The following is a 23,717-nucleotide window of genomic DNA, read 5'->3' on the forward strand; positions in this document are numbered from 1 at the left end:
GCTCCCACACAGGCCTGAAGAGCTGCGCGGTCCTTGTGGGAGCGGGTTTACCCGCGAAAGGGCCGGCACAGGCACAGCAACAATTTCAGGAATACACACATGCTCAAGATCGACACCCTGCACCAGTATTACGGCGGCAGCCACATCCTCCGGGGCCTGTCCTTCGAAGCCAAGGTCGGCGAAGTCACCTGCCTGCTGGGCCGCAACGGCGTGGGCAAGACCACCCTGCTGCGCTGCCTGATGGGGCTGGTACCCGCCCGCGACGGAAGCATCGAATGGGAAGGCAAGCCGATCACCAGCCTCAAGCCCCAGCAACGGGTCCACGCCGGCATCGCCTACGTGCCCCAGGGCCGCGAGATCTTCCCCCGCCTCACTGTCGAGGAAAACCTGCTGATGGGCCTGTCGCGCTTCCCCGCCCGTGAAGCTCGGGAGGTACCGCCCTTCATCTACGAACTGTTCCCCGTGCTGGAGCAGATGAAACAACGCCGTGGCGGTGACCTGTCCGGCGGCCAGCAGCAACAGCTGGCCATCGGCCGCGCCTTGGCCTGCCGCCCGCGCCTGCTGATCCTCGACGAGCCCACCGAGGGCATCCAGCCTTCGGTGATCAAGGAGATAGCCGCAGTCATCCGCCGCCTGGCCGAGCGTGGCGACATGGCCATCCTGCTGGTGGAACAGTTCTACGACTTCGCCGAGGAGCTGGCCGACCAGTACCTGGTGATGGCCCGTGGCGAGATCATCCAGCGGGGCCGTGGCGAAAACATGCAAGCCGAGGGTGTGCGTGGGCTGGTAACCATTTAATCTGCAAGCAACGACCCTGCGAGACGCTGTCATGAGTCATGAAATCCGCGACGCCCTGCCTACCGACGTGCCGGGCATCCTCGACATCTACAACGACGCGGTGCGCAACACCACGGCGATCTGGAACGAAACCCCGGTGGATTTGGCCAACCGCCTGGCCTGGTTCGCCGCACGGGCGCAGCAGGGCTACCCGATCCTGGTGGCGGTGGATGGGAGCGGTGTGCTGGGCTATGCGTCGTTTGGCGACTGGCGGCCGTTCGAGGGCTTTCGCCTTACCGTTGAGCATTCGGTGTATATCCGCGGCGACCAGCGTGGCAAGGGGCTGGGGCCGGTGCTGATGGCAGCGCTGGTCGAGCGTGCGCGCGAGTGTGGCAAGCATGTCATGGTGGCGGCCATCGAGAGCGGCAATGCAGCGTCGGTGCGCCTGCACGAGCGGCTGGGCTTCGTGGTAACCGGGCAGATGCCGCAGGTGGGGGTGAAGTTTGGCCGGTGGCTGGACTTGACCTTCATGCAGCTGGTGCTGAACCCGGGTGCAGAACCAAGCTGAATTCGATTTTGCCTGTACTGGCCTCTTCGCGGGTAAACCCGCTCCCACAGGTACTGCACACATCTCAGAAATCGTGCGATCCCTGTGGGAGCGGGTTCACCCGCGAAGAGGCCGGGCCTGCAAACCTCACATCTGGGTAAACCTGCCCAACCGCTGCCTCAGCATGCTGTTCTCGCTGCGCAGCTGCCGCACTTCCTGCAATAACTCCAGCGCCAGCGCCACCCCTTCCCACTCCAGTTCCAGCTCCTGATGCAGCTTCGCCGCGCGTTTGGCCAGCAACGGCGCCTGATCGTCGAACAACCAGTCCTCCGGCGTTCGCCCGGAAGGTTCGACAATGCCGTGCTCGACGATTTCGATCACGCAGTCAGCCGTGAGATCGGCCTCCTGACACAAGGTACGCATGTCCAGTTGAACGATCAGGGTGCTGCTCATGATCACTTACTCCATTGTGTCCTCGGGTTGAACGCAGCCTTCTCGGAAAGCTTGGTCCACAGTTCGCGGGCAGACTCGTCGGATGCTGGCGGCATGACCACTTTCAGTTGCGCGTAAAGGTTGCCACGCTCGCCACTCTTGTTGGCCAGGCCCTTGCCCGGTACGCGCAGGCGCTGGCCGCTCTGGCTGTCGGGGCGGATGGTGAGGTTGATCTTGCCGTCCAGGGTCGGCACGGCCACCTTGGCGCCCAGTGCTGCCTCCCACGGTGCCAGCGGCACGGTGATGATCAGGTCATGACCTTCGACATCGAACAGCGGGTGCGGTGCCATGCGAATGGTCAGGAACAGGTCGCCATTGGCCCCGCCACCACTGCCCGGCGCGCCCTGGCCCTTGAGGCGGATGCGCTCGCCGTCGGTCACACCGGCCGGGATCTTCACGTTCAGGGTCTTGGTAGTGAAGCCGGTGCGCTGGCCCATGGCATTGGTCTGCGGCACCTGGAAGCTGATCTGCTTGGACTCCTTGCTCAGGGTCTCTTCAAGGAATACCGCCAGTTCTAGCTCCACGTCCTGCCCCCGCCTGCCGGCGCTGCGTTGCTGCTGCCGGGCACCACCGAACGGGTTGCCCCCCCGGCCACCAAAGATCGAGCTGAAAAAGTCGGAGAAATCGCCGCCTTCGAAGCCGCCACCACCGCCACGGTTCTCCCAGCCCGGTGGCGCCTGGAACGGCCGGCCATGCTGGCCACCGTACTTGCGGATTTCATCGTACTCGGCACGTTTCTGCGCGTCGCCCAGCACTTCGTAGGCCTCGTTGGCCTCCTTGAATTTTTCCTCGGCGTCGCGCTCCTTGCTGACATCGGGGTGATACTTGCGCGCCAGCTTGCGGTACGCGGCCTTGATCGCCTTTTCGTCCGCCGCGGGCTCTACGCCGAGTATCTTGTAATAGTCTTTGAAGTCCATCTATGGATCACCAATGTGAATGTGCGTGTTGCAAGAGAAGATAGGGGTCAAGCATAGCCTTTCAAGACCAGCTTGGGGTTGCTCCATGGCAGACGATCGGTCTTGATTCTGTAGCCAACTGGCATACACTGCGCGGCCGTTTTGCCTCCGGAAGCTCATTTCCCATGTCTGACGTATCCCCGGCCCGCGCCCTGGGCATCGACTTTGGCACCTCCAACTCCACGGTCGGCTGGCACCGCCCAGGCGCCGAGTCGCTGATTGCCCTGGAAGACGGCAAGATCACGTTGCCCTCGGTGGTGTTCTTCAACATCGAGGAGCGTCGCCCGGTATATGGCCGCCTGGCACTGCACGAGTACCTGGAAGGCTACGAAGGCCGCCTGATGCGTTCGCTGAAAAGCCTGCTGGGCTCCAAGCTGATCAAGCACGATACCAGCGTGCTGGGCAGCGCCCTGCCGTTCAAGGACCTGCTGGGCATGTTCATCGGCGAGCTGAAAAAACGCGCCGAGGCCGCTGCTGGACGGGAGTTCGAGCAGGTGGTGCTGGGCCGTCCGGTGTTCTTCGTCGACGAAGACCCGGCCGCCGACCAGGAGGCCGAGGACACCCTGGCCGAAGTGGCGCGCAAGATCGGCTTCAAGGATGTGTCCTTCCAGTACGAGCCGATTGCCGCGGCCTTCGACTACGAGTCGAGCATTAGCCGCGAAGAACTGGTGCTGATCGTCGACATCGGCGGTGGTACCTCGGACTTCACCCTGATCCGCCTGTCGCCCGAGCGCCACCTGGTCGCCGAGCGCCAGAGCGACATCCTCGCCACCGGCGGTGTGCACATTGGCGGTACCGACTTCGACAAGCAGCTGAGCCTGCAGGGCGTGATGCCGCTGTTCGGCTACGGCAGCCGCATGAAGAGCGGCGCGCTGATGCCGACCAGCTATCACCTCAATCTCGCCACCTGGCACACCATCAACGCCCTGTACTCGCAGAAGTCGCAGCTGGCGCTGGGCAGCATGCGCTATGACATCGAGGACACGTTGGGCATCGACCGCCTGTTCAAACTGATCGAAGAGCGTGCCGGCCACTGGTTGGCGATGGAAGTGGAGGCCAGCAAGATCGAGCTGACCGAACAGCAGAGCCGCCACGTCGACCTAGGCCGCATCGAGCGCGATCTGGGCGTGGACCTGTCCCGAGCGCTGTTCGAGGGGGCTATCGAAGGGTTGCTGGAGCGGGTGCGTGGTAGCGTGAGCGAACTGCTGGCCAAGGCTGGAGTGAGCGAGACCCAGGTCGATACGGTGTTCTTCACCGGCGGTTCCAGCGGGATTCCGGCGCTGCGCAACAGCGTGTCGGCGATGCTGCCGAATGCGCGTCATGTGGAAGGCAACATCTTTGGCAGCATTGGTAGCGGGTTGGCCATCGAGGCGCGCAAGCGCTACGGCGTAGCCTGAGCCATCCCTTTCACCTGTGCCGGCCTCTTCGCGGGTAACCCCGCTCCCACAGGGTCCCCGCAAGTCTTGAGAGAAGTGGCGTCCTGTGGGAGCGGGTTTACCCGCGAAGAGGCCGGTAGTGGTCAACAAAGAATCAGACCAGTTCGGCCCGCTTCAGCTCACTCTTCAGGTAGGCATAGTAGATCGGCCCCGCCACCACCCCAGGCAGCCCGAATGCCGCTTCGAACACCAGCATCGCCAGCAGCAGTTCCCAAGACTTGGCACTGATCTGCCCGCCCACGATCCGCGCGTTGAGGAAGTACTCGACCTTGTGGATGACGATCAGGTAACCCAGCGCCGCCGCCGCCACCCAGATCGACAGCGACAGGCCGACGATAGTGATCAGGGTATTCGACATCAGGTTGCCGATCACCGGCAGCAGGCCCAGCAGGAAGGTCAGCACGATCAGCGTCTTGGTCAGCGGCAGGTGCACGTCGAACATCGGCAGCACCACGGCCAGGAAGATACCCGTGAACGTAGTGTTGAGCAGCGAAATCTTGATCTGCGCGAAGACGATATTGCGAAACGCCTTCACCAGCAGGCTCAGGCGCTCGAACAGCGCCGCTGCCAGCGGCTTGCGCCGGGATATGTCGGGGATGCGCTGCAAGGCGACGATGGCACCGAGGATCATGCCGATCAACAAGGTGACGAACATGTGCGCCATACCCTTGCCCACCAGCTGCAGGTCGCTCAGGTGGCTCTTGATCCAGTCACCGATGGCCACCTTGAACTCCGCCGCACTGGCCGGCAGGTAGCCTTCGATGAACGGCGGCAGCTGGCTACGGGCGCGCTCCACCAGGGCCATGAACTTGTCCAGCGAGGCCCCGGGGTTTTCCGCCTCGTGCAGCAAAAAGCTGAAGGCACCGGCAAACAGCAGGGTCAGGGTACTGACTACCAGCGTGCCTAGCAGCGCCACAGCCAGCCAGCGGGCGCGCTGCCCGGCGAGCAGCGGCTGCAGCCGCGGCGTGAGCATGTTGACCAGCTCGAACACCAGCAGGCCGGCCAGCAGGCTTGGCAGCAATTTCAGGGGCAACGCCAGCAACAGGCCGGCAAATACGATGATCCAGCTGGCCAGGGTGACCTGGCGGGGGGTGAAGGTCATACAGCCTCAACGGCAGACAACGGGAAAGACCCGCAGTCTGCCAGCCTTACGTCTGCAGGCATAGGCGCAGGTCATTTCTTCTTCAGGCAGTCGCTCATGAACGCTTTGCGTTCGTCACCCTTGAGGGCCTTGGTGGTGGCGTCGGCGTTGCAGGTTTTCATCTTCTCTTGCTGGGTTTGTGGCACATCCTTCTTCAGGCAGGTGCTCATGAAGGCTTTGCGCTCATCGCCCTTGAGGGCCTTGGCGGTGGCGTCGGCGTTGCAGGTTTTCATCTTTTCCTGCTGCGCGGTATTGGCGGCGAAGCCTTGTGCGCTGAACAACACCGCCAATACCAGTAAGGGGATTTGCAGCACTTTCATGGAGTATCTCCTTGGCTCCGCGCCCGATGCACGGGGGTCGAGCTGAGTGTAGCCAAGAATTCTCAACGCCCTGCCCGTGCCTGGCGACGGTATTGCTCGGGCGTGCACTGGGCCTGGCGCTGGAACATGGCGATGAACGCCGAGGCGCTGCTGTAGCCGAGGTCGAAGGCGATGGCCTGGATCGGCTGGCCGGCTTCAAGCGCCTCGATGGCGCGCAAAAAGCGCAGGCGCAGCCGCCATTCACCAAAACTGATGCCCAGCTCGCGCAGGAACTGCCGGGCCAAAGTACGTTCGCTGACATGAATCTGGGCGGCCCATTCGCCCAGCGGGCGGTTGTCGCCCGGCTCGGCACCAAGGGCATCGAGCACCTGGCGCAAGCCCTCGCTGTGGGCAAACGGCAGGTAGCAAGCCTGAGTTGGCGCCAGCAGCAGCTGGTCGAGCAGCACCTGCGCCAGGCGCTGGTCGCGCTCGCTCTCGGCCACCCGCAGGTCGCGCCGGGCGAAGTCGGCGAGGATGGCCTTGAGGATGTCGCTGATCATCAGGCTGCACGGTTGCTGCGGCAGTGCGGCGCACAGGCTGCGGTCCAGGTAGACCGAACGGTAGACGATGGCCTGCGGGTTGTAACAGCCATGCTCGGTGTCGGGCGGCACCCAAACGGCGTATTGCGGCGGCGACAGGAAGTGCTGGCCAGCTACCTCCAGGTGCATCACGCCGTGGGCGGTGTAGTTGAGCTGGCCCCAGGCGTGGCGATGCAGGGCGCTGCGGGTGTCGGCACCGAACTCGTCGTGGCGGAAGTACACCGGGGCCGGGAGCCGGGTGAACTGGGGAATATCGAGGTATTTGCGCGGCATGCTGTCTGCTTTGCGGGGTGGGTTGTCTGGATAGGAGTATAGGCTTGTGGACAGACAGTTGATAATGGCTGCCATCGGGGCCTGCTGCGCAGGCCATCGCGACACAAGGCCGCTCCTACAGGGACCCGCGTTGCCTTCCGGGCCTGTGCGATACCTGTATGTCGCGATGGCTGCAAAGCAGCCCCAATCAGTCCAAAACGAGTAAGCCGCTACATGAACTACCTGTTCCCCCTGACCGCCATCCTGATATGGGCCGGCAACACCGTGGTCACCAAGATGTCCGCCGGCGCCATCCACCCCGCCGAGATCGGCTTCTACCGCTGGCTGCTGGCTGCGCTGTTGTTCACCCCGTTCCTGCTGCCCGCCGTGTGGCGCAATCGCGCGGCCATTCGCCCACACCTGGGCAAGGTTTTCGTGCTGGGCGTGCTGGGCATGGCGCTATATCAGAGCCTGGCCTACTTTGCCGCCGGCATCACCAGCGCCACCAACATGGGCATCATCCTTTCGCTGATGCCACTGATGTCATTGGCATTGTCCATCGCCTGGCTGGGCCAGCGCCTGAGCTACGGTGCCCTGCTGGGCGCGCTGGTGTCATTTTTCGGCGTGCTTGAAGTGGTCAGCGCCGGCCACCCCGCCAGCCTGCTGCAACAAGGCTTGAACAGCGGCGACCTGCTGATGCTGGTGGCCACACTGGCCTACGCGCTGTACAGCTTCCTGCTGAAGAAATGGCAGCTGCGCCTGCCGCCGATGCAGCTGCTGTACCTGCAGGTGCTGGTAGCCATCGTCGTGTTGCTGCCGCTGTTCCTGCTGTCGGACAAGACTGGCCTGAACAGCCGCAACGTCGGCCTGGTGCTGTACGCCTGCGTGCTGGCCTCGATGATCGCGCCCCTGGTGTGGATGCAGGCCGTGCATCGCCTGGGGCCCAGCCGCACCACGCTGTTCTTCAACCTGCTGCCGCTGGTGACGGCACTGATCGCCGCCGTGGTGCTCGATGAGCAGCTGGCCCGCTATCACCTGGTCGGCGGCCTGCTGACCCTGGCGGGCGTGGTGCTGGCCGAGCGCTGGACCACACCGATCCGTCGCTAGAGCCCTGCCGCCTTGAGCCGGGCGGCATGTTCGGTGAACAGCCGCACCGGTTCGGCACCCTTGCCCACCGCACCAAGCGACTGGTTGACGATATCCAGGTGGTCGAGCGGGTAATCGTCGCCGATCACCTGCCCCAGGTGCGAACTGAAGCGCCCGACCATTCCGTCGCAATAGCCCTTTTCCTTGACGAAACTGCGCGCGAACAGGCGGCAGAAGTGGCTGCTGCCGTCGAAACGGTTGCGCCGCTGGTCGGTCAGGCCGGGCTGCAAGGTGCCGGACCAGGAGTAATAACGCACGCCATCGACCTCATAGGCCCCCTCCCCGCCCCAGGTGTCTGGCAACCCCTGTGGGTAAGCCTGGTTGAACAGCGCCACACCTGCACTGGTCAGTGACTGGTGCGAGGCGTGTACATCCACCGGCAACGGGTCACGGCGCCAGCCGGTTTCCAGCCACACCAGCAGCACGGCCAAGCCATGCAGCACGGCCTTCAGGATGCGCCCCTGCGGGGAATCGCCCGGTGCCGTGCGTTCCAGGTAGTCGGCCAGTTCCGAGCCATGGTTGGGCCCCGCCACCGAAGTGACCGAAGCCACCCGCCCAGGCCGCCTGGCAGCCGCGTAGCGCGCGCTCAGGGCGCCCTGGCTGTGGCCGATGAGGTTGACCTTTTCCGCTCCGGTACGCAGGCAGATGTCTTCGATGATGGCCAGCAACTGCTCGCCGCGCACCTCGCTGGAATGCAGTGGCGAAACCTGCACCGGGAACACCTGCGCCCCGCCCTGGCGCAGGGCCGGCACGATGCCGAACCAGTAGGGGTAGAGCACTACCCGGACAAAACCGAGCATGCCCGGCACCAGCACCAACGGGTATCGCGTGGCCAATTCCTGCTGCATTGCCCCAGCCCCTTTCCGTGGACGACCGGCCAACACTACAGCGGCCTTGATGACCATCGCAATCGAACTCCCGCCGCGCGCTGCGGTTCCAAACCACACAGACCCTTTGCAAGGAGCGGGACCATGTACAAGCAGACCCTGGCAATCCTTCTGGCAAGCGCCACCCTCGTCGCCTGCGGCAGCCGCCCGGAAAACCCGGTGGACTACGTCACCTACCGCGACGAACCGCTGGTCAAGCAGGTGGAAAAAGGCATGACCATGCAGAAAGTCATCGCCATCGGCGGCAGCCCGTCCAACGTCATCGACCTCCCCCATGGCGGCACCTGCAACGACTACATCCTCAACCACGATGGCCACCAGCAGCCCTACTACGTGCGCTTCGACGCCACCGGCCATGTCGACGCCAAGGGCTTCAAGACTTGCAAACAACGCGAAGAAGACAGCGACGCCGTCCACGGCGCCTAAGCCTTCCAGGCCATATCCATGACCACCCTGATGTTCCAGGAGATGAACATGAATGCGAATGAACTGACCGATGTACAAACACTGCGCGAACGTGCCCGTCAGCATGTCGAGCAAGGTGCAGTGACCGAGGGTTACGATGCTGATCGCCAACAGATCCTGCGCCTGCTCAATGATTCACTGGCCACCGAACTGGTCTGCGTGCTGCGCTACAAGCGTCACTACTTCATGGCCAGCGGCATCAAGGCCAGCGTGGCTGCCGATGAATTCCTCGAGCATGCCAACCAGGAAGCCGAGCATGCCGACAAGCTTGCCGAACGGATTGTGCAGTTAGGTGGAGAGCCGGATTTCAACCCGGACAACCTGAGCAAGCGGTCCCATGCCCAATATGTGGCGGGCACTTCATTGAAGGAGATGGTGCTGGAAGACCTGGTGGCGGAGCGGATCGCCATCGATAGCTATCGCGAGATCATTCGGTACATCGGGGATAAAGATCCGACTACGCGGCGGATTTTTGAAGACATCCTCGCGCAGGAAGAAGAGCACGCGGACGATATGTCCGACCTGTTGCAAGGGTTGTGATTCTTGGGGGCGCTTTGCGCCCCTTTCGCGACACAAGGCCGCTCCCACAGGTATTCCACAAGTCTTTAGGGCTGTGAAATACCTGTGGGAGCGGCCTTGTGTCGCGATGGGCTGCGAAGCGGCCCCCTGCTATTTCCTCTCTTTCACCACCGCCGGCGCCTTGCCCGCCTTCATCTGCTGCAACAGCGGCGTGCACTGGTTGGGATCATCCCCGCTGCTAGGCGCAATCAGCGCCAGCAACCCCGCCGCCGGCCCGGCAACCACGCCCAACGCCACCATTCCCGCTCCGCGTAATGCCAGCGGCACCGCCTGCACCCCCGCACTGGGCTTGGCGAACGGCCCGCGCACATACAGCGGCGAGCGCAGCGAGAACAGCCGCAACCCTTTCGATTCGGGGGTAATTTTCAGGTCCAGCTGCTCCGTGGCGAAATTGGCCGTGCCGTTGATGTAGATGATCGCGTTCTCGGTATCGAAGATGAACAGGCGCGTGGTCGCCAGGCCATCCTTGATACCCACGTCAGCCGCCGCGCAGTTGATCTTCACATCCTCATCGCCAAACAGCTTGCCGACCACATAGTTGCCCACGTTCAACCCGGCAATCTCCATCAGGCTGCGGCTGATGGCACCATCGTTGATCAGCATGCGCAGGTCGCCATTGGCCGTGCCCAGCAAGGCGGCCACCGAGTTGCCCCGGCCAGTGATATCGGCATCGCCATTCAACTCACCGAAGCTGGTCTGCATCGGCGCAAAGGAGGGGAACAACTGCTTGAGCTTGAAGCCCCGCGCCGTCAGCCGGGCACGCCCCTGCAACGGTACGTTGCGGCCATCCAGGCGAATCCTGGAAGCCAGGTTGCCGCCAGCCACGCCAAAACGCAGGGGCTCCAGGCGCAGCAGGCCGTCCTCCAGGATCACGTGGGCCGACAGGTCGTTGAACGGCAGTTGCGCGCTGTGCACGATGCGCTTGCCAGCGAAGGTGACGTCGGCGTCCATCGCGCGCCAGCGCTCGGTGCGGAACTCTTCCACTGGCAGCACCTTGCCCTCCGGCTGCTTGCTGGCACCACCGCGGGCTTTCTGCTCGGCGTTGGAGTCGGCACCGATCAGCGGCGCCAGGTCCTTGAACAGCAACTGGTTGGACACCAGGTTGCCGGACAGCTTGGGCCGTGGCTGGCTGGCAACGAAGGCCAGGTCGCCGTGGATATCGCTGTCACCGATCTTGCCGTTGAAGCCTTGGTAGTTGAAGGTCGCCCCTTGCGCCGCGTGCAGGTTGGCGCTGAGGTGGCCGTCGGTGGAGTAGGCCGGGGTGTCGGGCAAGGTTACGCCGGTCAACGGGTAGAGGTTGCCCAGGCTGGCCCCGGACAGGCGCAGGCGCAGGTCGAGGGCGCCGAGGTTGCGCGGGTCGGTCAGGGTGCCGGCAAGCACCACATGGGTGTCGGCGATGCGCACATCAGCCTGCAGCGGGAACGGCTGGCTGGCGTCCTGCAGGGCCAGCAGGCCGCCGATCTTGCCGGTACCGGACACCGGCTGGCCTTTGTAGCGGCCCTGGGCCTTGAGCCCGAAGGCATAGTCCTGCGCGGCACCGGCCTTCTCGGCGCTGGCCTTGCCGACGATGTCGCTGAACGGGACAGGCTTGCCCAGCGGGTCGATCTGCACCTTCATGCTGGTTTTCAGGGTTTGGTCATCGAAGCTGACATTGCCCTGGTCGAAGCCGATGGCGCCAATGTCCAGCTGCCATTTGGAAGGCTCTGCATTTTCATCCTTGGGGCCGAAGTCGAAGGCCCAGTTGGCGCGGCCATCGGCCAGGCGGGTGAGGCTGGCTGTGGGCTTGGTCAGGTCGATGCGCGGGATGCTGATCTGCTGGAACAGCAGCGGCAGCGGCGCCAGGCGGAACGCCACGCGCTCCAGGCCGACCATCTTCGGTTCCTTGAGCCACTCGGGGTTGCCCAGGGTCAGGTCTTCGGCAATGAAGTGCGGCCAGGGCACCCAGGCACGCCAGCCCCCCTCTTCTGGTTCGGTGCGCCAGTCCACGGCAAGGTTGCCATTGATCGCGAAGGGCCGCTGCAGAGCCTCGGAGACTTTCTCGTTGAGCAGGGGCTTGACGCGGTTCCAGTCGAAGGTGGCAATCACCACCACCAGGATCGCCAGCAGGGTCAGCAGGCTGGTGAAGGTCCAGACGAGGATTCTGGCGGGACGCGTCATTGCGTGATTCTCCTTGCGGTATGGCACAGAACAGGTGCAGCGGTGGCGTTCAATATCTCGGACTGATGAAAACCCGTGGGGTTTTATCGATGGCGCCATGATAGCGAAGTTTTTCCTGGCCTTTTGCTCAGCAAATCGTCGCGCCAGACCGTGCGTGTTACCTGCAAAAAGCGCCATCAAATTGCCATCTAACGGCCTGTAAAGCACTTTCTAGAGCAGTTTTAAATCTCTATCAATACGGTCGATTGTTACCATTACCCGTATGAACTTCTCTCTGGCGTTACGCGGCGTAGCATTGGCTCCGTACCCACTTTCCAGCCCCCGAGAGGAGCACCGAAATCATGAAACGCCATCTGCTGACCCTGACCCTGTCCATCCTGGCTGCCAACGCTTTTGCCCTGCCAGCCGACGAGCAACACCTGACCGCCGAATCGCGCTCCAGCGCTGCTCAAATCGCCCAGCCGCTGAAGACCGTTGCTGAAGGTGGTGCTGATCGTCTGATCGAACGTAGTGCCCGCGTTGCCGAAGGTGGCTCCGATCGCCTGATCGAACGTAGTGGCCGTGTTGCCGAAGGCGGCTCGGATCGCCTGATCGAACGTAGTGGCCGCGTTGCCGAGGGTGGTTCCGATCGCCTGATCGAACGTACTGGCCGCGTTGCCGAAGGTGGCTCCGATCGCCTGATCGAACGTACTGGCCGCGTTGCCGAGGGTGGTTCCGATCGCCTGATCGAACGTAGTGGCCGCGTTGCCGAAGGTGGTTCCGATCGCCTGATCGAACGTACTGGCCGCGTCGCCGAGGGTGGTTCCGATCGCCTGATCGAACGTACTGGTCGCGTTGCCGAGGGTGGTTCCGATCGCCTGATCGAACGTACTGGCCGTGTTGCCGAGGGTGGTTCCGATCGCCTGGTTGAAATCAGCCGTGTGAGCTGATCGCCATGACTGAAAAGAACAACCTATGTCACAACGCCAGCTCCCCTCCAGGCCCGGTCCATTGACCGGGCTTTGTTTTTTTAACTAGAGTGCCCAGCCTTACCGCCATAGAAGCCCGCACCATGCTGCCGCGCGCCGAACAGAAGCTACAGACCCGCCAGGCCCTGCTCGATGCTGCCTGCCAGCTCATGGAGAGTGGCCGTGGTTTCGGCAGTATCAGCCTGCGCGAAGTGGCAAAGACGGCCGGCATCGTACCCACCGGTTTTTACCGGCATTTTTCCGACATGGACGCCTTGGGCCTGGCCCTGGTTGCCGAGGTCGACACCACCTTCCGCCAGACCATCCGCCTGGTGCGCCAGAACGAATTCGAACTGGGCGGCATCACCGACGCCTCTGTGCGCATCTTTCTCGATGTGGTCGCCGCCCACCGTGCGCAGTTCCTGTTCCTCGCCCGTGAGCAGTACGGCGGTTCACAGGCCGTACGCCAGGCCATTGCCCGCCTGCGCCAGGACATCAGCGACGACCTGGCCACCGACCTGGCGCGGATGAAGCGCTGGCAGCACCTGGACAGCGCCGCGCTGGCGGTGATGGCCGACCTGGTGGTGAAAACCGTGTTCGCCACCTTGCCAGAGCTTATCGACAGCCCCGAAGCGGGTTATCCACAGGCGTTGACGCCCCAGGAAAAGATCACCCAGCAGTTGCGCTTCATCTTCGTAGGGGCGCGGCATTGGCAGGGGCTTGGCAACCCGAGCTGATCGGTAGCCTGTTCTGCTACCATGGCGCCCTGCCCGACAGCGACGAGCGCCGAAATGTCCGACCCCCGCCCCACCCTGCCCGAACTGGCCCGCTTCAACCAGCACTTCGCCGAACGCATCGTGCCGTTGTGGCAAGGCCCGGGCTGGAACGCCGACATGGCCCTGCCTTACGAGGCACTGGACGCCCAGCACCAGCCATTGCCGGTGCAGCGCTACCGGGCCATGGCCTGCGCGCGTCAGCTTTACCTGTTCAGCAGCCGCATCGGGCAACCGGGCGCAGCCGAGCGTGCGGCGGCCTTGTTCCGCTCGTTGCAGAAGCACTTCCACGACGCCGAACACGGCGGCTGGTTCTACAGCATCGACGCCCAGGGCAAACCGCTGGACCGGCGCAAGGACCTCTACACCCACGCGTTCATCGTCTTCGCCTGTGCGCACTACTGGGGCAAGGTGCGTGAAAACCTGGTGGAGTCCACGCTGAACGCCGCGCTGGACATCATCGACCAGCAGTTCGCCCGCGACGACGGCCTGTACGAAGCCAGCCTCGCTGAAGACTGGGCAGACCTTGGCAGCGGCCCGCTGCAGAACCCGCAGATGCACCTGGCCGAAGCCTTCCTGCAGGTGCTGGCGGTGCGTGACGACAAGCATGCCCGGCAGTCCTTGCTGCACCTGTGCGACGCGCTGCAGGAACACTTCATCGACCCCGCCCACGGCCTGATGCTGGAAAAGCCACGCGGCACTGTGGATAACTGGTTCGAGCCGGGGCACCAGTTCGAGTGGTTCTACCTCCTGCATACCTCGCCACTGCTGCGAGATACGCCGCTGCATGCGTCCATCGACCGGGCTTTCGGCTACGCCGAGCAATACGGGGTGAAGGATGCCGCTGTGCTGGCGATGCTGGATGTGGATGGCCGGGTGCTCGACGCCACCCAGCGGATCTGGGCACAGGCGGAATACCTGCGGGCGCTGGTGTTGCGGACAGGGGGCGAGAGCAAGCTTGCCGGGCAGTTGCAGGCTCTGGAAACGCGGTTCCTGCGTGAGGCGGGCTGGTATGAGTGCCGGGATGGGCAAGGCAGTGTCAGCCGGCATGATATGCCTTCGACTACGCCCTACCACTTGGCGACTTGCCTGGAAGGGTTGCAGCGCCTGGGCTGACGCTTTCGCAGCACAAGGCTGCTCCTACAGGGAAAGCGGCGCACCTGAAACCAGTGCCAATCCTGTAGGAGCAGCCTTGTGCTGCGAATGGGCCGCAAAGCGGCCCCGCCTTTTGATCAGGCCTTGACCGACCGGTCGATCGAGAACCCTGCCCAGTCCTGGCTCACCGGCATCAGCTCGAGGCTGTTGATATTGATATGCGCCGGCTGGTTGAGGATCCAGAAGATGGTCTCGGCGATGTCCTGCGGCTGGATCGGCTCGGCACCGGCGTAGGTGGCGTCGTATTTGGCCTGGTCACCGCCAAAGCGCACCAGCGAGAACTCGCTCTCGCACAGGCCCGGCTCGATATTGCTCACGCGCACGCCCGTACCCCGCAGGTCGCAGCGCAGGCTCAACGAGAACTGGCCGACGAAGGCCTTGGTGCCGCCATACACGTTGCTGCCTGGGTACGGGTAGTTGCCCGCCACGGAACCTACGTTAAGGATCGACGCCCCACGGCCATGGGCGATCAGCCGTGGCAGCAGCAGGCGAGTGGTGTACATCAGGCCCTTGATGTTGGTATCGACCATGGTTTCCCAGTCGTCCAGGCTGCAGTTCTGCGCCGCGTCCACCCCTAGCGCCAGGCCTGCGTTGTTGACCAGGCCGCGCAACTTGTCGAAGCCGGCCGGCAAGTTGGCGATGGCCTGCTCCATGGCCTTGCGGTCACGCACGTCGAGCACCAGGCCGTGTACTTCGGTCTTGGCAGACAGCTCGGCACACAGGGCGTCCAGGCGCTCCTTGCGGCGGCCTGTGAGCACCAGCTTCCAGCCGGCTTCGGCGAAGCGGCGGGCAGTGGCCTCACCGAAACCGGAAGTCGCGCCAGTGATGAATACGGTGGACGTCATGCTCTGTTCCTCACGGTGGATTGTCATCGGCAGTCTTGCAGCATGCCCGCGCCGCGTGCTTGCAGCAACCCGCCCGGAATACTGTTCATTTTTTGCTCATATGTGGCAAACCCTTACAGCAGACGGCTCGGCACCAGCTATGCGCACGTTATCCACAAGGCTTTCCCCACGGATTGGGGGCAACTTGTCCACGGTACGGAACCCTTTCAGCGACTTATGGTCGGTGGATATCTTTTCGGTGATGGCGCAAGGCTTTCAAGCATGCCGTCTGCAGCGGTCTGTCCAAGGTTTTTTCACAGGGTTATCCACAGGTTTTGCGCGAGCCTTGGAATGAATGCAGGGCTTTGAAAAACCTGGGAAAATCATCCACAAGGCGCCTGTGATCAAAAAATGATCATGAAGCTGCAGGGCTTGGTATCAAAGGGCTTGAGCGAGATGCCACCATGTTTTCCACAGGCGGTTCCACATTAACCGTGGAAAAAATGATCCTGTGGAAACAAGGGTTTGTGGTGGGGTTGTGGAGTAATTGGGGAGAGGTGTTCGAAAGGTTGTCCACATTGGCTTCGAGGGCCGCAAAGCGGCCCCCGAATGCGACTCAATGCCCGCCGAGATAGGCGTTGCGCACTTCTTCGTTGACCAACAGCTCCTGACCCGTCCCGCTCATGCGAATCTGCCCGTTGACCATCACATAAGCCCGGTCCGACAGTTTCAGCGCATGGTTGGCGTTCTGCTCAACCAGGAAGATGGTCATGCCGGTCTTGGCCAGCTCACGCAGGGTCGAGAAGATCTGTTTGACCACGATCGGCGCCAGCCCCAGCGATGGCTCGTCCAGCAGCAACAACTTTGGCCGGCTCATCAGCGCGCGGGCAATTGCCAGCATCTGCTGCTCGCCACCAGACATGGTCATGGCCCTCTGGTTACGCCGCTCTTTCAAGCGCGGGAACAGCTCGTACATGCGCTGCATGTCTTCGTCGGCATGCTTGTCACCGATGGGGATGGTACCCATCATCAGGTTCTCCTCGACCGTCATGTCGGGGAACACCCGGCGCCCTTCCGGCGACTGGGCGATGCCGTTGGAGGCAATGTAATGCGACGACTTGCGAGTGATGTCGGTGCCGCGGTACACGATATGCCCCGACGCCGCCCGCGGCTGGCCGAAGATCGACATCAGCAGGGTCGACTTGCCAGCGCCGTTGGCGCCGATCAGGCTGACCGTCTCACCTTCATTGATGTGCATCGAGACTTTCTTCAGCGCCTGGATAGGGCCGTAGAACACGTCCAGGTCCTTCAATTCCAGAATGGGTGCACTCATACCAGTTCCTCTTCATCTGCACCCAGGTAGGCGGCGATCACCGTCGGGTTGTGGCGGATATCCTGCGGCGCGCCTTCGGCAATCACGTTGCCGTGGTCGAGCACCACGATATGATCGGAAATGCTCATGACCATGCCCATGTCGTGTTCGATCAGCACCACGGTAATGTCGTGCTCGTCGCGCAGCACGCGGATCATGCGGCTGAGGGCCTCGGTTTCCTGTGGGTTCAGGCCAGCCGCCGGTTCGTCCAGGCAGATGATCTTCGGCCGCGTGCACATCGCCCGGGCGATTTCCAGGCGGCGCTGCTGGCCGTACGACAACTCGCCAGCCAGGCGGTTGGCGCAATCGACCAGGTCGACCACTTCCAGCCAGTAGAACGCGTGGTCCAGCGCGTCGCTCTCGGCCTTGCGGTAGGCCTTGGTGTTGAGTACCCCGGCCAGCAGGTTGCGGTTGACCCACATGTGCTGCGCCACCAGCAGGTTCTCCACCACCGACATTTCCTTGAACAGGCGAATGTTCTGGAAGGTGCGTGCCAGGCCGGCGCGGTTGACCAGGTGGGTACCGCCGAACATCTTGTAGTACATGCGGTTGGCGAAGCGCGCCGGGGAGACGAAGTCTGCCGCCTGGAAGCGCTCGCCAAGGAGCTGGATGACATTGGTGTGGCTACCGCGCACGTTCAGTTCGATGCGCCCGCCACTGGCCTTGTAGAACCCGGTCAGGCAGTTGAACACCGTGGTCTTGCCCGCACCGTTGGGGCCGATCAGGGCGAAGATCTGGTTGCGCCGGACCTTCAGGCTGACATCGCTGAGCGCCTTGATGCCGCCAAACTGCATCATCAGGTTGTCGACCGAGAGAATGATATCGTCGCTCATGGCGCCACTCCTTTACGCGGGGTCACACCGGTACGGCTGATGCGGATCAGCCCACGCGGTCGCCAGATCATCATCAGCACCATCAACACACCGAACAGCAGCACGCGGTATTCGGAGAAGCTGCGCAGCAGCTCGGGTGCCACGGTCAGCACGAAGGCGGCAATCACCACGCCTACGGTCGAGCCCATACCACCGAGCACGACGATGGCGAGGATCAGCGCCGACTCGAAGAAGGTGAACGACGACGGGTTGACGAAGCCCTGGTAGGTGGCAAAGAACACCCCGGCCAAGCCGGCGGTGGAGGCACCCAGGGTAAACGCCGAGAGCTTGACCAGTACGTGGTTCAGGCCCATCGAGCGGCAGGCGATCTCGTCTTCGCGTAGCGCTTCCCAGGCACGGCCGACCGGCATGCGGGTCAGGCGATGCTTGATGTAGAGCACTGCAAGCACGACGATGAACAGCACCGCGTAGATGAACACGAACTTGAGGTTGGCGTTGTAATCGAAGCCGAAGAACTCGTGGATTGGTACCCCACCGTCCTTGGCCCTACGGCCGAACTCCAGGCCGAAGAAGGTCGGCGCCGGTGCCGGCATACCGTTGGGGCCGCCGGTGAACGACAACCAGTTGTTCAGCACCAGGCGGATAATCTCGCCGAAGCCCAGGGTCACGATCGCCAGGTAGTCGCCGTGCATCCGCAACACCGGGAAACCGAGTATGCACCCCGCCAGCGCCGCAGCTATGGCCGCCAGTGGCAGCACGCTCCAGAAGCCCAGGCCAAGGTACTGATAACCCAGCGCCAGGCCGTACGCGCCGATGGCATAAAACGCCACATAGCCCAGGTCGAGCAGGCCGGCCAGGCCGACCACGATGTTCAGCCCCAGGCCCAGCAGCACGTAGATCAGGCCGAGGATGACGACGGTCAGCAGGTACTTGTTGGCGAAGATCGGGAAGACGATGGCGATCACCACCAGCGCCGGGATGATATAGCGCAGCCGCGATACGTAGTTCGGCGCGCGCACATGCACGCCCGAGCCACCGCTTTCGAAGCCCTGGAGCATGCGCGAGCCGGCAGCTGTCTGCAAGTACAGGCTGAGCAGGAAGCGGCCCAGCATCACCCCGCCAACCAGCCAGGCCACACGCCGCGGCTCGGCATTGAAGGTGTAGCCGTCGAGCACCACGCCAACGACAGGGCCGAACACGATGAGTGCCAGCAGGCCGGCGACGATGGTCTCCAGCAGGCTGCGTTTGATATCGAAACTTTTGGTTTCAGGAACAGAGGCAGTTTTGGCAATGGACATGTTCACACCTTAGCCACGAGCGGGCGACCCAGCAGGCCTTGTGGGCGGAAGATAAGGATCATCACCAGCAGCGAGAAGCTGAACACGTCCTTGTAGTCGGAGTTGATCAGGCCAGAGAACAGCGACTCGGAAATGCCCAGGATGATCCCGCCGAGCATGGCGCCAGGCAGCGAGCCGATACCGCCGAGCACCGCGGCGGTAAACGCCTTGATGCCGATGATGAAGCCGGCGTAGAAGTCGAAGGTGCCGTAGTTCATGGTGATCAGCACGCCGGCCAGGGCAGCCATAACCGCACCGATGACGAACACGTAGGAAATCACCCGGTCGGTGTTGATGCCCAGGATCGAGGCCATCTTGCGGTCTTGCTGGGTGGCACGGCACATGCGGCCGAGCTTGGTGTACTTGATCACATAGGTGAGCAGGCCCATGCCAACGAAGGCTGCCACCAGGATGAAGATCTTGGTGTAGGTAAGTTGCACGAAGCCGGTGCCCACTTCGACACGCCAGGCGCCTTCCAGCAGGGTTGGCACGCCTTGCTGGCGGGCGCCCTGGCTGATCTGCGCGTAGTTCTGCAGGATCAGCGAGATGCCGATGGCACTGATCAGTGGTGCCAGGCGGGTGGAGTTGCGCAGGGGTTTGTAGGCGATGCGTTCGATGGTGAAGCCGTACACGCCGGTGACGACGATGGTGAACAACAGGGTGCCCAGCATCAACAGGGGGAACGACTCGATACCGAAATAAGCCAGCAATGCCAGGCTGATCGCCGCGAGGTACGCGGAAATCATGTACACCTCGCCGTGCGCGAAGTTGATCATGCCGATGATGCCATAGACCATTGTGTAGCCGATGGCGATCAGGCCATAGACCGACCCGAGGGTCAGGCCGTTGACCAGTTGCTGCAGGAAAATACCATCCATAACGCAATCTCACCTGATTGAGATTGCACGAGCGCCGACCACGGCGGGCCTGGAACAGGCGGCCCTCGCAGCGCAGTACTGTGCAGATCTACGGATAAAGACAGGTACCGCGGGGCTTTGGCCCGGGGGCTGACGCGCCCGGGCCGTGGGCCGTTGTTATTTTTGTTTTTCCAGCTGGTGGTACTTGCCTTGGGCATCCCACTGGTAAACCACGTAGTCGGAGACGGTCAGGTCACCCTTCGAGTCCCACTTTTTCTCGCCCATGACGGTCTTCACCGGGTTGGCCTTGAGCCACTTGGCAGCGTCTTCGCCCTTGTTCGACTTGGCGCCGTTGAACGCGGCAGCCAGGGCCTGCAGCGAGGCGTAGGCGTACAGGGTGTAGCCTTCAGGTTCGGTACCGGCCTTGCGGAACTCCTCCACCACCGCCTTGCTGTCCGGGAGCAGGCGCGGGTCGGCGCCGAAGGTCATGTACACGCCATCGACGTATTGCGCGCCGCCAGCGGTGGACACCAGTTCGTCGGTGACGATGCCGTCATCGGACATGAACTTGACGTCCTTCAGGCCCTGCTCGCGCAGCTGGCGTACCAGCGGGCCGGCTTCCGGGTGCAGGCCGCCGAAGTAGACAACGTCGGCACCGGTGGAACGGATCTTGGTGACCACGGCACTGAAGTCCTTCTCGCCGCGGGTCAGGCCTTCGTACAGCACCGGCTTGACGCCGCGTTTTTCCAGCTGTGCCTTGGTCGCGTCGGCCAGGCCTTGGCCGTAGGTGTCCTTGTCGTGCAGCACCGCGACTTTCTTGCCCTTGAGCACGTCGACGATGTAATCGCCGGCGACGATGCCCTGCTGGTCGTCACGGCCGCACATGCGGAACATGGCGCCCAGACCGCGCTCGGTAACCTGTGGGTTGGTGGAGCCCGGGGTGATGGCGATGACGCCAGCCTCGTCATACACCTCGGAGGCCGGGATGGTGTTGGAAGAACAGAAGTGGCCTACCACGCCAATCACCTTGTCCTGGTCGACCAGGCGGTTGGCCACGGCCACGGCCTGTTTCGGCTCGCAGGCGTCATCGCCCTTGACCAGTACGATTTTCTCGCCATTCACGCCACCGGCGGCGTTGATCTTGTCGGCCGCTGCCTGCGCACCTTTCATGTACTGCTCGCCAAACGCTGCGTTAGCCCCGGTCATCGGGCCCGCTACACCGATCTTGACGTCGGCCTGAACATACGAAGAAACACCCAGTGCCGTAGCTACGGCCAGAGCCAGGAAACCTTTCTTGTAAAACGTCTGCGACATGAGGTGGTGCTCCTAGAGTTTTTTTGGTTGGCACTACAACTTCTCAGCCCTGTGCTCAGAGCAAGGGCCGTGCCATAGGTTTTGTCTTCCGGCAAAACACACTGCGCAGGTTGCCTGCAGGCGACCGACGGCCTTTTCTTTATTGAGCGTGCAACCGTCTGCCACGCGGCAGGCGCCACCAGACGTACAGACAAGGAGCAACCGTCGAGTGCCATCATTGCAACCCTGGCAAGTGTTTACGTGCAACCGCCCTGTAACAGCGGACGTCACCGAACTGCACACAGCTGGTGCGCGACTGCTACAGGCGGCACCGTTTCAAGGCTAGCTGGTGCACGAAAAAAACACGCGGTTTTGGCAGATACGCGGCCCTGTGGGAGCGGGTTCACCCGCGAAGAGGCCAGCCCAGACACAACAAGGCCAAAAAGGCTGGCACAATGTCCGCCATTCGCCGCTTCCGGAGCCCCACTGATGAGCGAGAGCGCATTCGCCGAGCGCATCGTGCACAACCTGCTCGACACCGACTTCTACAAACTCACCATGATGCAGGGCGTGCTGCACAACTACCCGGATGCCGACGTTGAATGGGAATTCCGCTGTCGCAACGGCGAGGACCTGCGCCCATACCTCGGCGAGATCCGCAACCAGCTAGAACTGCTCAGCGACCTCACCCTGGATGACGGCCAGCTGGCCTTTCTCGAACGAATCAGCTTTCTCAAACCAGATTTCCTGCGCTTTCTGCGCCTGTTCCGCTTCAACCTGCGCTACGTACGCCTGGGGATAGATAACGACCAGCTGTTCCTGCGCCTGAAAGGTCCGTGGCTGCATGTGATCCTGTTCGAAGTGCCGCTGCTGGCGATCATCAGCGAAGTGCGCAACCGCCATCTGCACCCGCGCATGCGCCTGGCCGAGGCCCGCGACCAGCTATACCGCAAGTTCGACTGGCTGCGCGCGCATGCCAACGAAGATGAACTGGCCGAACTGCAGGTGGCCGACTTCGGCACCCGCCGACGCTTTTCCAGCCGCGTGCAGGAAGAGGTGGTGCGCGTGCTGCGCGACGATTTCCCAGGCCGCTTCGTCGGTACCAGCAACGTCGACCTGGCATGGAAACTGGATATCAAGCCGCTGGGTACCATGGCTCATGAATGGATCATGGCCCACCAGCAACTCGGCCCGCGACTGATCGACAGCCAGATCGCCGCGCTGGACTGCTGGGTGCGCGAGTACCGCGGCCTGCTCGGTATCGCCCTGACCGACTGCATCACCATGGATGCCTTCCTTGGCGATTTCGATCTGTACTTCGCCAAGCTGTTCGACGGCCTGCGCCACGACTCGGGCGAACCGGTGGCATGGGCGGAAAAAGCCATTGCCCATTACCAGAAACTGGGTATCGACCCGATGACCAAGACCCTGGTGTTTTCCGACGGTCTCAACCTGACCCGCTCGCTGGAAATCTTCCGAGCCCTGCGCGGTCGCATCAACGTCAGCTTTGGCATCGGCACCAACCTGACTTGCGACATCCCGGGTGTGGCCCCGATGAGCATCGTGCTTAAAATGACCGACTGCAACGGCGCGCCGGTAGCGAAGATCTCGGACGAAGCCGCCAAGACCCAATGCCGCGACGAGAACTTCGTCGCCTACATGCGCCATGTATTCAAAGTCCCCAGCAAGGAGTAACCCATGCAAGCGGTTCAGCAAGAGATTGCCCAGGCGCTGAAGGTACAGCCGCCGTTCGCCGACGCCGCCGCGCTCGAGGCCGAAGTCGCCCGGCGTGTGGCGTTCATCAAGGATTGCCTGGCCAACGCCCGGTTCAAGACCCTGGTGCTGGGCATCAGCGGCGGCGTCGACTCACTGACCGCCGCCCTGCTCGCTCAGCGCGCCATCAACGAGCTGCGCGCCGAAACCGGTGACAAGGCCTACACCTTCATCGCCGTACGCCTGCCTTACCAGGTCCAGCATGACGAGCATGACGCCCAGGCGTGCCTGGAAGTGATCAAGGCCGACGAAGTGCACACCGTGGATATCGCCCCGGCAGTACGGGCGCTGGCGGCTGAAGTGGTGGAGTTGAAGAACGGCTCGCCGACGCTGGTGGACTTCGTGGTCGGCAACGTCAAGGCACGCACCCGCATGGTCGCCCAGTACACCATCGCCGGTGCCCGCGCAGGCCTGGTGATCGGCACCGACCACGCCGCCGAGGCAGTGATGGGCTTCTTTACCAAGTTCGGTGATGGTGCCTGCGACCTGGCGCCGCTGAGCGGGCTGGTGAAGAACCAGGTGCGGGCGATTGCGCGCAGCTTCGGTGCGCCGGAGTCACTGGTGGAGAAGGTGCCGACTGCGGACCTGGAAGACCTGGCACCGGGCAAGCCGGACGAAGCCTCCCATGGCGTGACCTACCAGCAGATCGATGCCTTCCTGCATGGGCAGCCGGTTGACCAGGAAGCGTTCGATATCATCGTCGCTACCTACCGCAAGACCCAGCACAAGCGCGAACTGCCGTTCGCCCCTTGATCAGGCTGTAGAAAGACCTGTGGGAGCGGGTTCGGCGCCCCGGTGAACCCGCTCCCACAGGGTTCAC

The 23,717-nt window shown here is 62.8% G+C and carries 24 protein-coding genes; 11 read left to right on the forward strand and 13 right to left on the reverse strand.

Annotated elements, in window-relative coordinates:
• Nucleotides 1–99 precede the first annotated feature (99 nt).
• Nucleotides 100–798: an urea ABC transporter ATP-binding subunit UrtE gene (gene urtE, locus M1D87_RS23425; RefSeq protein WP_123084739.1), complete on the forward strand. Its 699-nt coding sequence runs from the start codon at nucleotides 100–102 to the stop codon at nucleotides 796–798.
• Nucleotides 799–829: 31 nt separating this feature from the next.
• Nucleotides 830–1,345: a GNAT family N-acetyltransferase gene (locus M1D87_RS23430; RefSeq protein WP_123084740.1), complete on the forward strand. Its 516-nt coding sequence runs from the start codon at nucleotides 830–832 to the stop codon at nucleotides 1,343–1,345.
• A gap of 126 nt (nucleotides 1,346–1,471) precedes the next feature.
• Here the strand turns inward: M1D87_RS23430 and M1D87_RS23435 are convergent, their stop codons facing one another.
• Together M1D87_RS23435 and cbpA are read right to left on the reverse strand one after the other, a co-directional pair.
• Nucleotides 1,472–1,777 carry a chaperone modulator CbpM gene (locus M1D87_RS23435; protein WP_015271974.1) on the reverse strand — a complete coding sequence of 102 codons (306 nt, stop codon included), beginning with the start codon at nucleotides 1,775–1,777 and terminating at the stop codon, nucleotides 1,472–1,474.
• A gap of 2 nt (nucleotides 1,778–1,779) precedes the next feature.
• The gene (gene cbpA, locus M1D87_RS23440; protein ID WP_013974397.1) at nucleotides 1,780–2,733 is read right to left on the reverse strand and encodes a curved DNA-binding protein; all 954 of its coding nucleotides are present in this window, start codon (nucleotides 2,731–2,733) and stop codon (nucleotides 1,780–1,782) included.
• Nucleotides 2,734–2,897: 164 nt separating this feature from the next.
• Here cbpA and M1D87_RS23445 point away from each other — a divergent pair, with 164 nt between their 5' ends.
• Complete coding sequence (locus M1D87_RS23445) at nucleotides 2,898–4,169, forward strand: Hsp70 family protein (protein ID WP_013974398.1); 1,272 nt, start codon at nucleotides 2,898–2,900, stop codon at nucleotides 4,167–4,169.
• Between the two features lie 133 nt (nucleotides 4,170–4,302).
• Here the strand turns inward: M1D87_RS23445 and M1D87_RS23450 are convergent, their stop codons facing one another.
• The 3 genes from M1D87_RS23450 to M1D87_RS23460 all read right to left on the reverse strand — a co-directional run bounded on the left by M1D87_RS23450 (nucleotide 4,303) and on the right by M1D87_RS23460 (nucleotide 6,520).
• Nucleotides 4,303–5,310 (reverse strand): AI-2E family transporter, encoded by a 1,008-nt coding sequence (locus M1D87_RS23450; protein ID WP_015271976.1) that lies wholly within the window; start codon nucleotides 5,308–5,310, stop codon nucleotides 4,303–4,305.
• 71 nt (nucleotides 5,311–5,381) lie between these two features.
• The gene (locus tag M1D87_RS23455; RefSeq protein ID WP_003258250.1) at nucleotides 5,382–5,669 is read right to left on the reverse strand and encodes a PsiF family protein; all 288 of its coding nucleotides are present in this window, start codon (nucleotides 5,667–5,669) and stop codon (nucleotides 5,382–5,384) included.
• A gap of 62 nt (nucleotides 5,670–5,731) precedes the next feature.
• Nucleotides 5,732–6,520: an AraC family transcriptional regulator gene (locus tag M1D87_RS23460; RefSeq protein WP_123084741.1), complete on the reverse strand. Its 789-nt coding sequence runs from the start codon at nucleotides 6,518–6,520 to the stop codon at nucleotides 5,732–5,734.
• A gap of 213 nt (nucleotides 6,521–6,733) precedes the next feature.
• On the opposite strand from M1D87_RS23460, the gene M1D87_RS23465 reads away from it, so the two are divergent.
• Entirely contained in the window at nucleotides 6,734–7,606 is an 873-nt protein-coding gene (locus M1D87_RS23465; RefSeq protein WP_054572742.1) for a DMT family transporter, read from the forward strand.
• Here M1D87_RS23465 and M1D87_RS23470 read toward each other — a convergent pair.
• A complete protein-coding gene (locus tag M1D87_RS23470; RefSeq protein WP_015271979.1) occupies nucleotides 7,603–8,493 on the reverse strand; it encodes an esterase/lipase family protein in 891 nt (296 codons plus the stop codon). The genes M1D87_RS23465 and M1D87_RS23470 overlap by 4 nt on opposite strands.
• Nucleotides 8,494–8,616: 123 nt before the next feature.
• Here M1D87_RS23470 and osmE point away from each other — a divergent pair, with 123 nt between their 5' ends.
• Together osmE and M1D87_RS23480 are read left to right on the forward strand one after the other, a co-directional pair.
• Entirely contained in the window at nucleotides 8,617–8,958 is a 342-nt protein-coding gene (gene osmE, locus M1D87_RS23475; protein ID WP_003258245.1) for an osmotically-inducible lipoprotein OsmE, read from the forward strand.
• 48 nt (nucleotides 8,959–9,006) lie between these two features.
• On the forward strand, nucleotides 9,007–9,537 hold the full coding sequence (locus M1D87_RS23480) for a ferritin-like domain-containing protein (RefSeq protein ID WP_015271981.1): 531 nt from the start codon (nucleotides 9,007–9,009) through the stop codon (nucleotides 9,535–9,537).
• A 129-nt stretch (nucleotides 9,538–9,666) separates the two neighbouring features.
• Here M1D87_RS23480 and M1D87_RS23485 read toward each other — a convergent pair whose 3' ends face one another.
• Nucleotides 9,667–11,733: an AsmA family protein gene (locus M1D87_RS23485; RefSeq protein ID WP_039613529.1), complete on the reverse strand. Its 2,067-nt coding sequence runs from the start codon at nucleotides 11,731–11,733 to the stop codon at nucleotides 9,667–9,669.
• A gap of 341 nt (nucleotides 11,734–12,074) precedes the next feature.
• On the opposite strand from M1D87_RS23485, the gene M1D87_RS23490 reads away from it, so the two are divergent.
• The 3 genes from M1D87_RS23490 to M1D87_RS23500 all read left to right on the forward strand — a co-directional run bounded on the left by M1D87_RS23490 (nucleotide 12,075) and on the right by M1D87_RS23500 (nucleotide 14,569).
• Nucleotides 12,075–12,662 (forward strand): phage infection protein, encoded by a 588-nt coding sequence (locus M1D87_RS23490; protein ID WP_232880741.1) that lies wholly within the window; start codon nucleotides 12,075–12,077, stop codon nucleotides 12,660–12,662.
• Between the two features lie 122 nt (nucleotides 12,663–12,784).
• Nucleotides 12,785–13,417, forward strand: a complete 633-nt coding sequence (gene fabR, locus M1D87_RS23495; RefSeq protein ID WP_003259042.1) for an HTH-type transcriptional repressor FabR — start codon at nucleotides 12,785–12,787, stop codon at nucleotides 13,415–13,417.
• Between the two features lie 54 nt (nucleotides 13,418–13,471).
• Complete coding sequence (locus tag M1D87_RS23500; protein WP_123084743.1) at nucleotides 13,472–14,569, forward strand: AGE family epimerase/isomerase; 1,098 nt, start codon at nucleotides 13,472–13,474, stop codon at nucleotides 14,567–14,569.
• Between the two features lie 116 nt (nucleotides 14,570–14,685).
• Here the strand turns inward: M1D87_RS23500 and M1D87_RS23505 are convergent, their stop codons facing one another.
• From M1D87_RS23505 to M1D87_RS23530, 6 genes are all read right to left on the reverse strand, one after another.
• A complete protein-coding gene (locus M1D87_RS23505) occupies nucleotides 14,686–15,453 on the reverse strand; it encodes an SDR family oxidoreductase (protein ID WP_123084744.1) in 768 nt (255 codons plus the stop codon).
• A gap of 595 nt (nucleotides 15,454–16,048) precedes the next feature.
• Nucleotides 16,049–16,765 carry an ABC transporter ATP-binding protein gene (locus tag M1D87_RS23510; protein WP_015271986.1) on the reverse strand — a complete coding sequence of 239 codons (717 nt, stop codon included), beginning with the start codon at nucleotides 16,763–16,765 and terminating at the stop codon, nucleotides 16,049–16,051.
• Nucleotides 16,762–17,637, reverse strand: coding sequence for an ATP-binding cassette domain-containing protein (locus tag M1D87_RS23515; RefSeq protein WP_010955466.1), 876 nt, complete (start codon nucleotides 17,635–17,637; stop codon nucleotides 16,762–16,764). Before M1D87_RS23515 ends, M1D87_RS23510 begins: the two co-directional genes overlap by 4 nt.
• On the reverse strand, nucleotides 17,634–18,935 hold the full coding sequence (gene livM, locus M1D87_RS23520; protein ID WP_015271987.1) for a high-affinity branched-chain amino acid ABC transporter permease LivM: 1,302 nt from the start codon (nucleotides 18,933–18,935) through the stop codon (nucleotides 17,634–17,636). Before livM ends, M1D87_RS23515 begins: the two co-directional genes overlap by 4 nt.
• Before the next feature lie 2 nt (nucleotides 18,936–18,937).
• Nucleotides 18,938–19,852: an ABC transporter permease subunit gene (locus M1D87_RS23525; RefSeq protein WP_013974411.1), complete on the reverse strand. Its 915-nt coding sequence runs from the start codon at nucleotides 19,850–19,852 to the stop codon at nucleotides 18,938–18,940.
• Between the two features lie 156 nt (nucleotides 19,853–20,008).
• A complete protein-coding gene (locus M1D87_RS23530) occupies nucleotides 20,009–21,145 on the reverse strand; it encodes a branched-chain amino acid ABC transporter substrate-binding protein (protein ID WP_013974412.1) in 1,137 nt (378 codons plus the stop codon).
• A 468-nt stretch (nucleotides 21,146–21,613) separates the two neighbouring features.
• Here M1D87_RS23530 and pncB point away from each other — a divergent pair, with 468 nt between their 5' ends.
• Entirely contained in the window at nucleotides 21,614–22,819 is a 1,206-nt protein-coding gene (gene pncB, locus M1D87_RS23535) for a nicotinate phosphoribosyltransferase (protein ID WP_182328894.1), read from the forward strand.
• A gap of 3 nt (nucleotides 22,820–22,822) precedes the next feature.
• On the forward strand, nucleotides 22,823–23,650 hold the full coding sequence (gene nadE, locus M1D87_RS23540; protein WP_421091548.1) for an ammonia-dependent NAD(+) synthetase: 828 nt from the start codon (nucleotides 22,823–22,825) through the stop codon (nucleotides 23,648–23,650).
• Nucleotides 23,651–23,717 lie beyond the last annotated feature (67 nt).

This window comes from Pseudomonas sp. SA233 (assembly GCF_054792385.1).

Coding starts and splice junctions, on each gene's coding strand:
- M1D87_RS23485 (WP_039613529.1), bottom strand. CDS start 11,733: ATGACGCGTCCCGCCAGAATCCTCGTCTGGACCTTCACCAGCCTGCTG.
- pncB (WP_182328894.1), top strand. CDS start 21,614: ATGAGCGAGAGCGCATTCGCCGAGCGCATCGTGCACAACCTGCTCGAC.
- M1D87_RS23465 (WP_054572742.1), top strand. CDS start 6,734: ATGAACTACCTGTTCCCCCTGACCGCCATCCTGATATGGGCCGGCAAC.
- M1D87_RS23450 (WP_015271976.1), bottom strand. CDS start 5,310: ATGACCTTCACCCCCCGCCAGGTCACCCTGGCCAGCTGGATCATCGTA.
- M1D87_RS23510 (WP_015271986.1), bottom strand. CDS start 16,765: ATGAGTGCACCCATTCTGGAATTGAAGGACCTGGACGTGTTCTACGGC.
- urtE (WP_123084739.1), top strand. CDS start 100: ATGCTCAAGATCGACACCCTGCACCAGTATTACGGCGGCAGCCACATC.
- livM (WP_015271987.1), bottom strand. CDS start 18,935: ATGTCCATTGCCAAAACTGCCTCTGTTCCTGAAACCAAAAGTTTCGAT.
- M1D87_RS23435 (WP_015271974.1), bottom strand. CDS start 1,777: ATGAGCAGCACCCTGATCGTTCAACTGGACATGCGTACCTTGTGTCAG.
- M1D87_RS23505 (WP_123084744.1), bottom strand. CDS start 15,453: ATGACGTCCACCGTATTCATCACTGGCGCGACTTCCGGTTTCGGTGAG.
- M1D87_RS23500 (WP_123084743.1), top strand. CDS start 13,472: ATGTCCGACCCCCGCCCCACCCTGCCCGAACTGGCCCGCTTCAACCAG.
- M1D87_RS23470 (WP_015271979.1), bottom strand. CDS start 8,493: ATGCAGCAGGAATTGGCCACGCGATACCCGTTGGTGCTGGTGCCGGGC.
- M1D87_RS23480 (WP_015271981.1), top strand. CDS start 9,007: ATGAATGCGAATGAACTGACCGATGTACAAACACTGCGCGAACGTGCC.
- M1D87_RS23525 (WP_013974411.1), bottom strand. CDS start 19,852: ATGGATGGTATTTTCCTGCAGCAACTGGTCAACGGCCTGACCCTCGGG.
- nadE (WP_421091548.1), top strand. CDS start 22,823: ATGCAAGCGGTTCAGCAAGAGATTGCCCAGGCGCTGAAGGTACAGCCG.
- M1D87_RS23530 (WP_013974412.1), bottom strand. CDS start 21,145: ATGTCGCAGACGTTTTACAAGAAAGGTTTCCTGGCTCTGGCCGTAGCT.
- M1D87_RS23455 (WP_003258250.1), bottom strand. CDS start 5,669: ATGAAAGTGCTGCAAATCCCCTTACTGGTATTGGCGGTGTTGTTCAGC.
- osmE (WP_003258245.1), top strand. CDS start 8,617: ATGTACAAGCAGACCCTGGCAATCCTTCTGGCAAGCGCCACCCTCGTC.
- M1D87_RS23515 (WP_010955466.1), bottom strand. CDS start 17,637: ATGAGCGACGATATCATTCTCTCGGTCGACAACCTGATGATGCAGTTT.
- M1D87_RS23445 (WP_013974398.1), top strand. CDS start 2,898: ATGTCTGACGTATCCCCGGCCCGCGCCCTGGGCATCGACTTTGGCACC.
- M1D87_RS23430 (WP_123084740.1), top strand. CDS start 830: ATGAGTCATGAAATCCGCGACGCCCTGCCTACCGACGTGCCGGGCATC.
- M1D87_RS23460 (WP_123084741.1), bottom strand. CDS start 6,520: ATGCCGCGCAAATACCTCGATATTCCCCAGTTCACCCGGCTCCCGGCC.
- M1D87_RS23490 (WP_232880741.1), top strand. CDS start 12,075: ATGAAACGCCATCTGCTGACCCTGACCCTGTCCATCCTGGCTGCCAAC.
- cbpA (WP_013974397.1), bottom strand. CDS start 2,733: ATGGACTTCAAAGACTATTACAAGATACTCGGCGTAGAGCCCGCGGCG.
- fabR (WP_003259042.1), top strand. CDS start 12,785: ATGCTGCCGCGCGCCGAACAGAAGCTACAGACCCGCCAGGCCCTGCTC.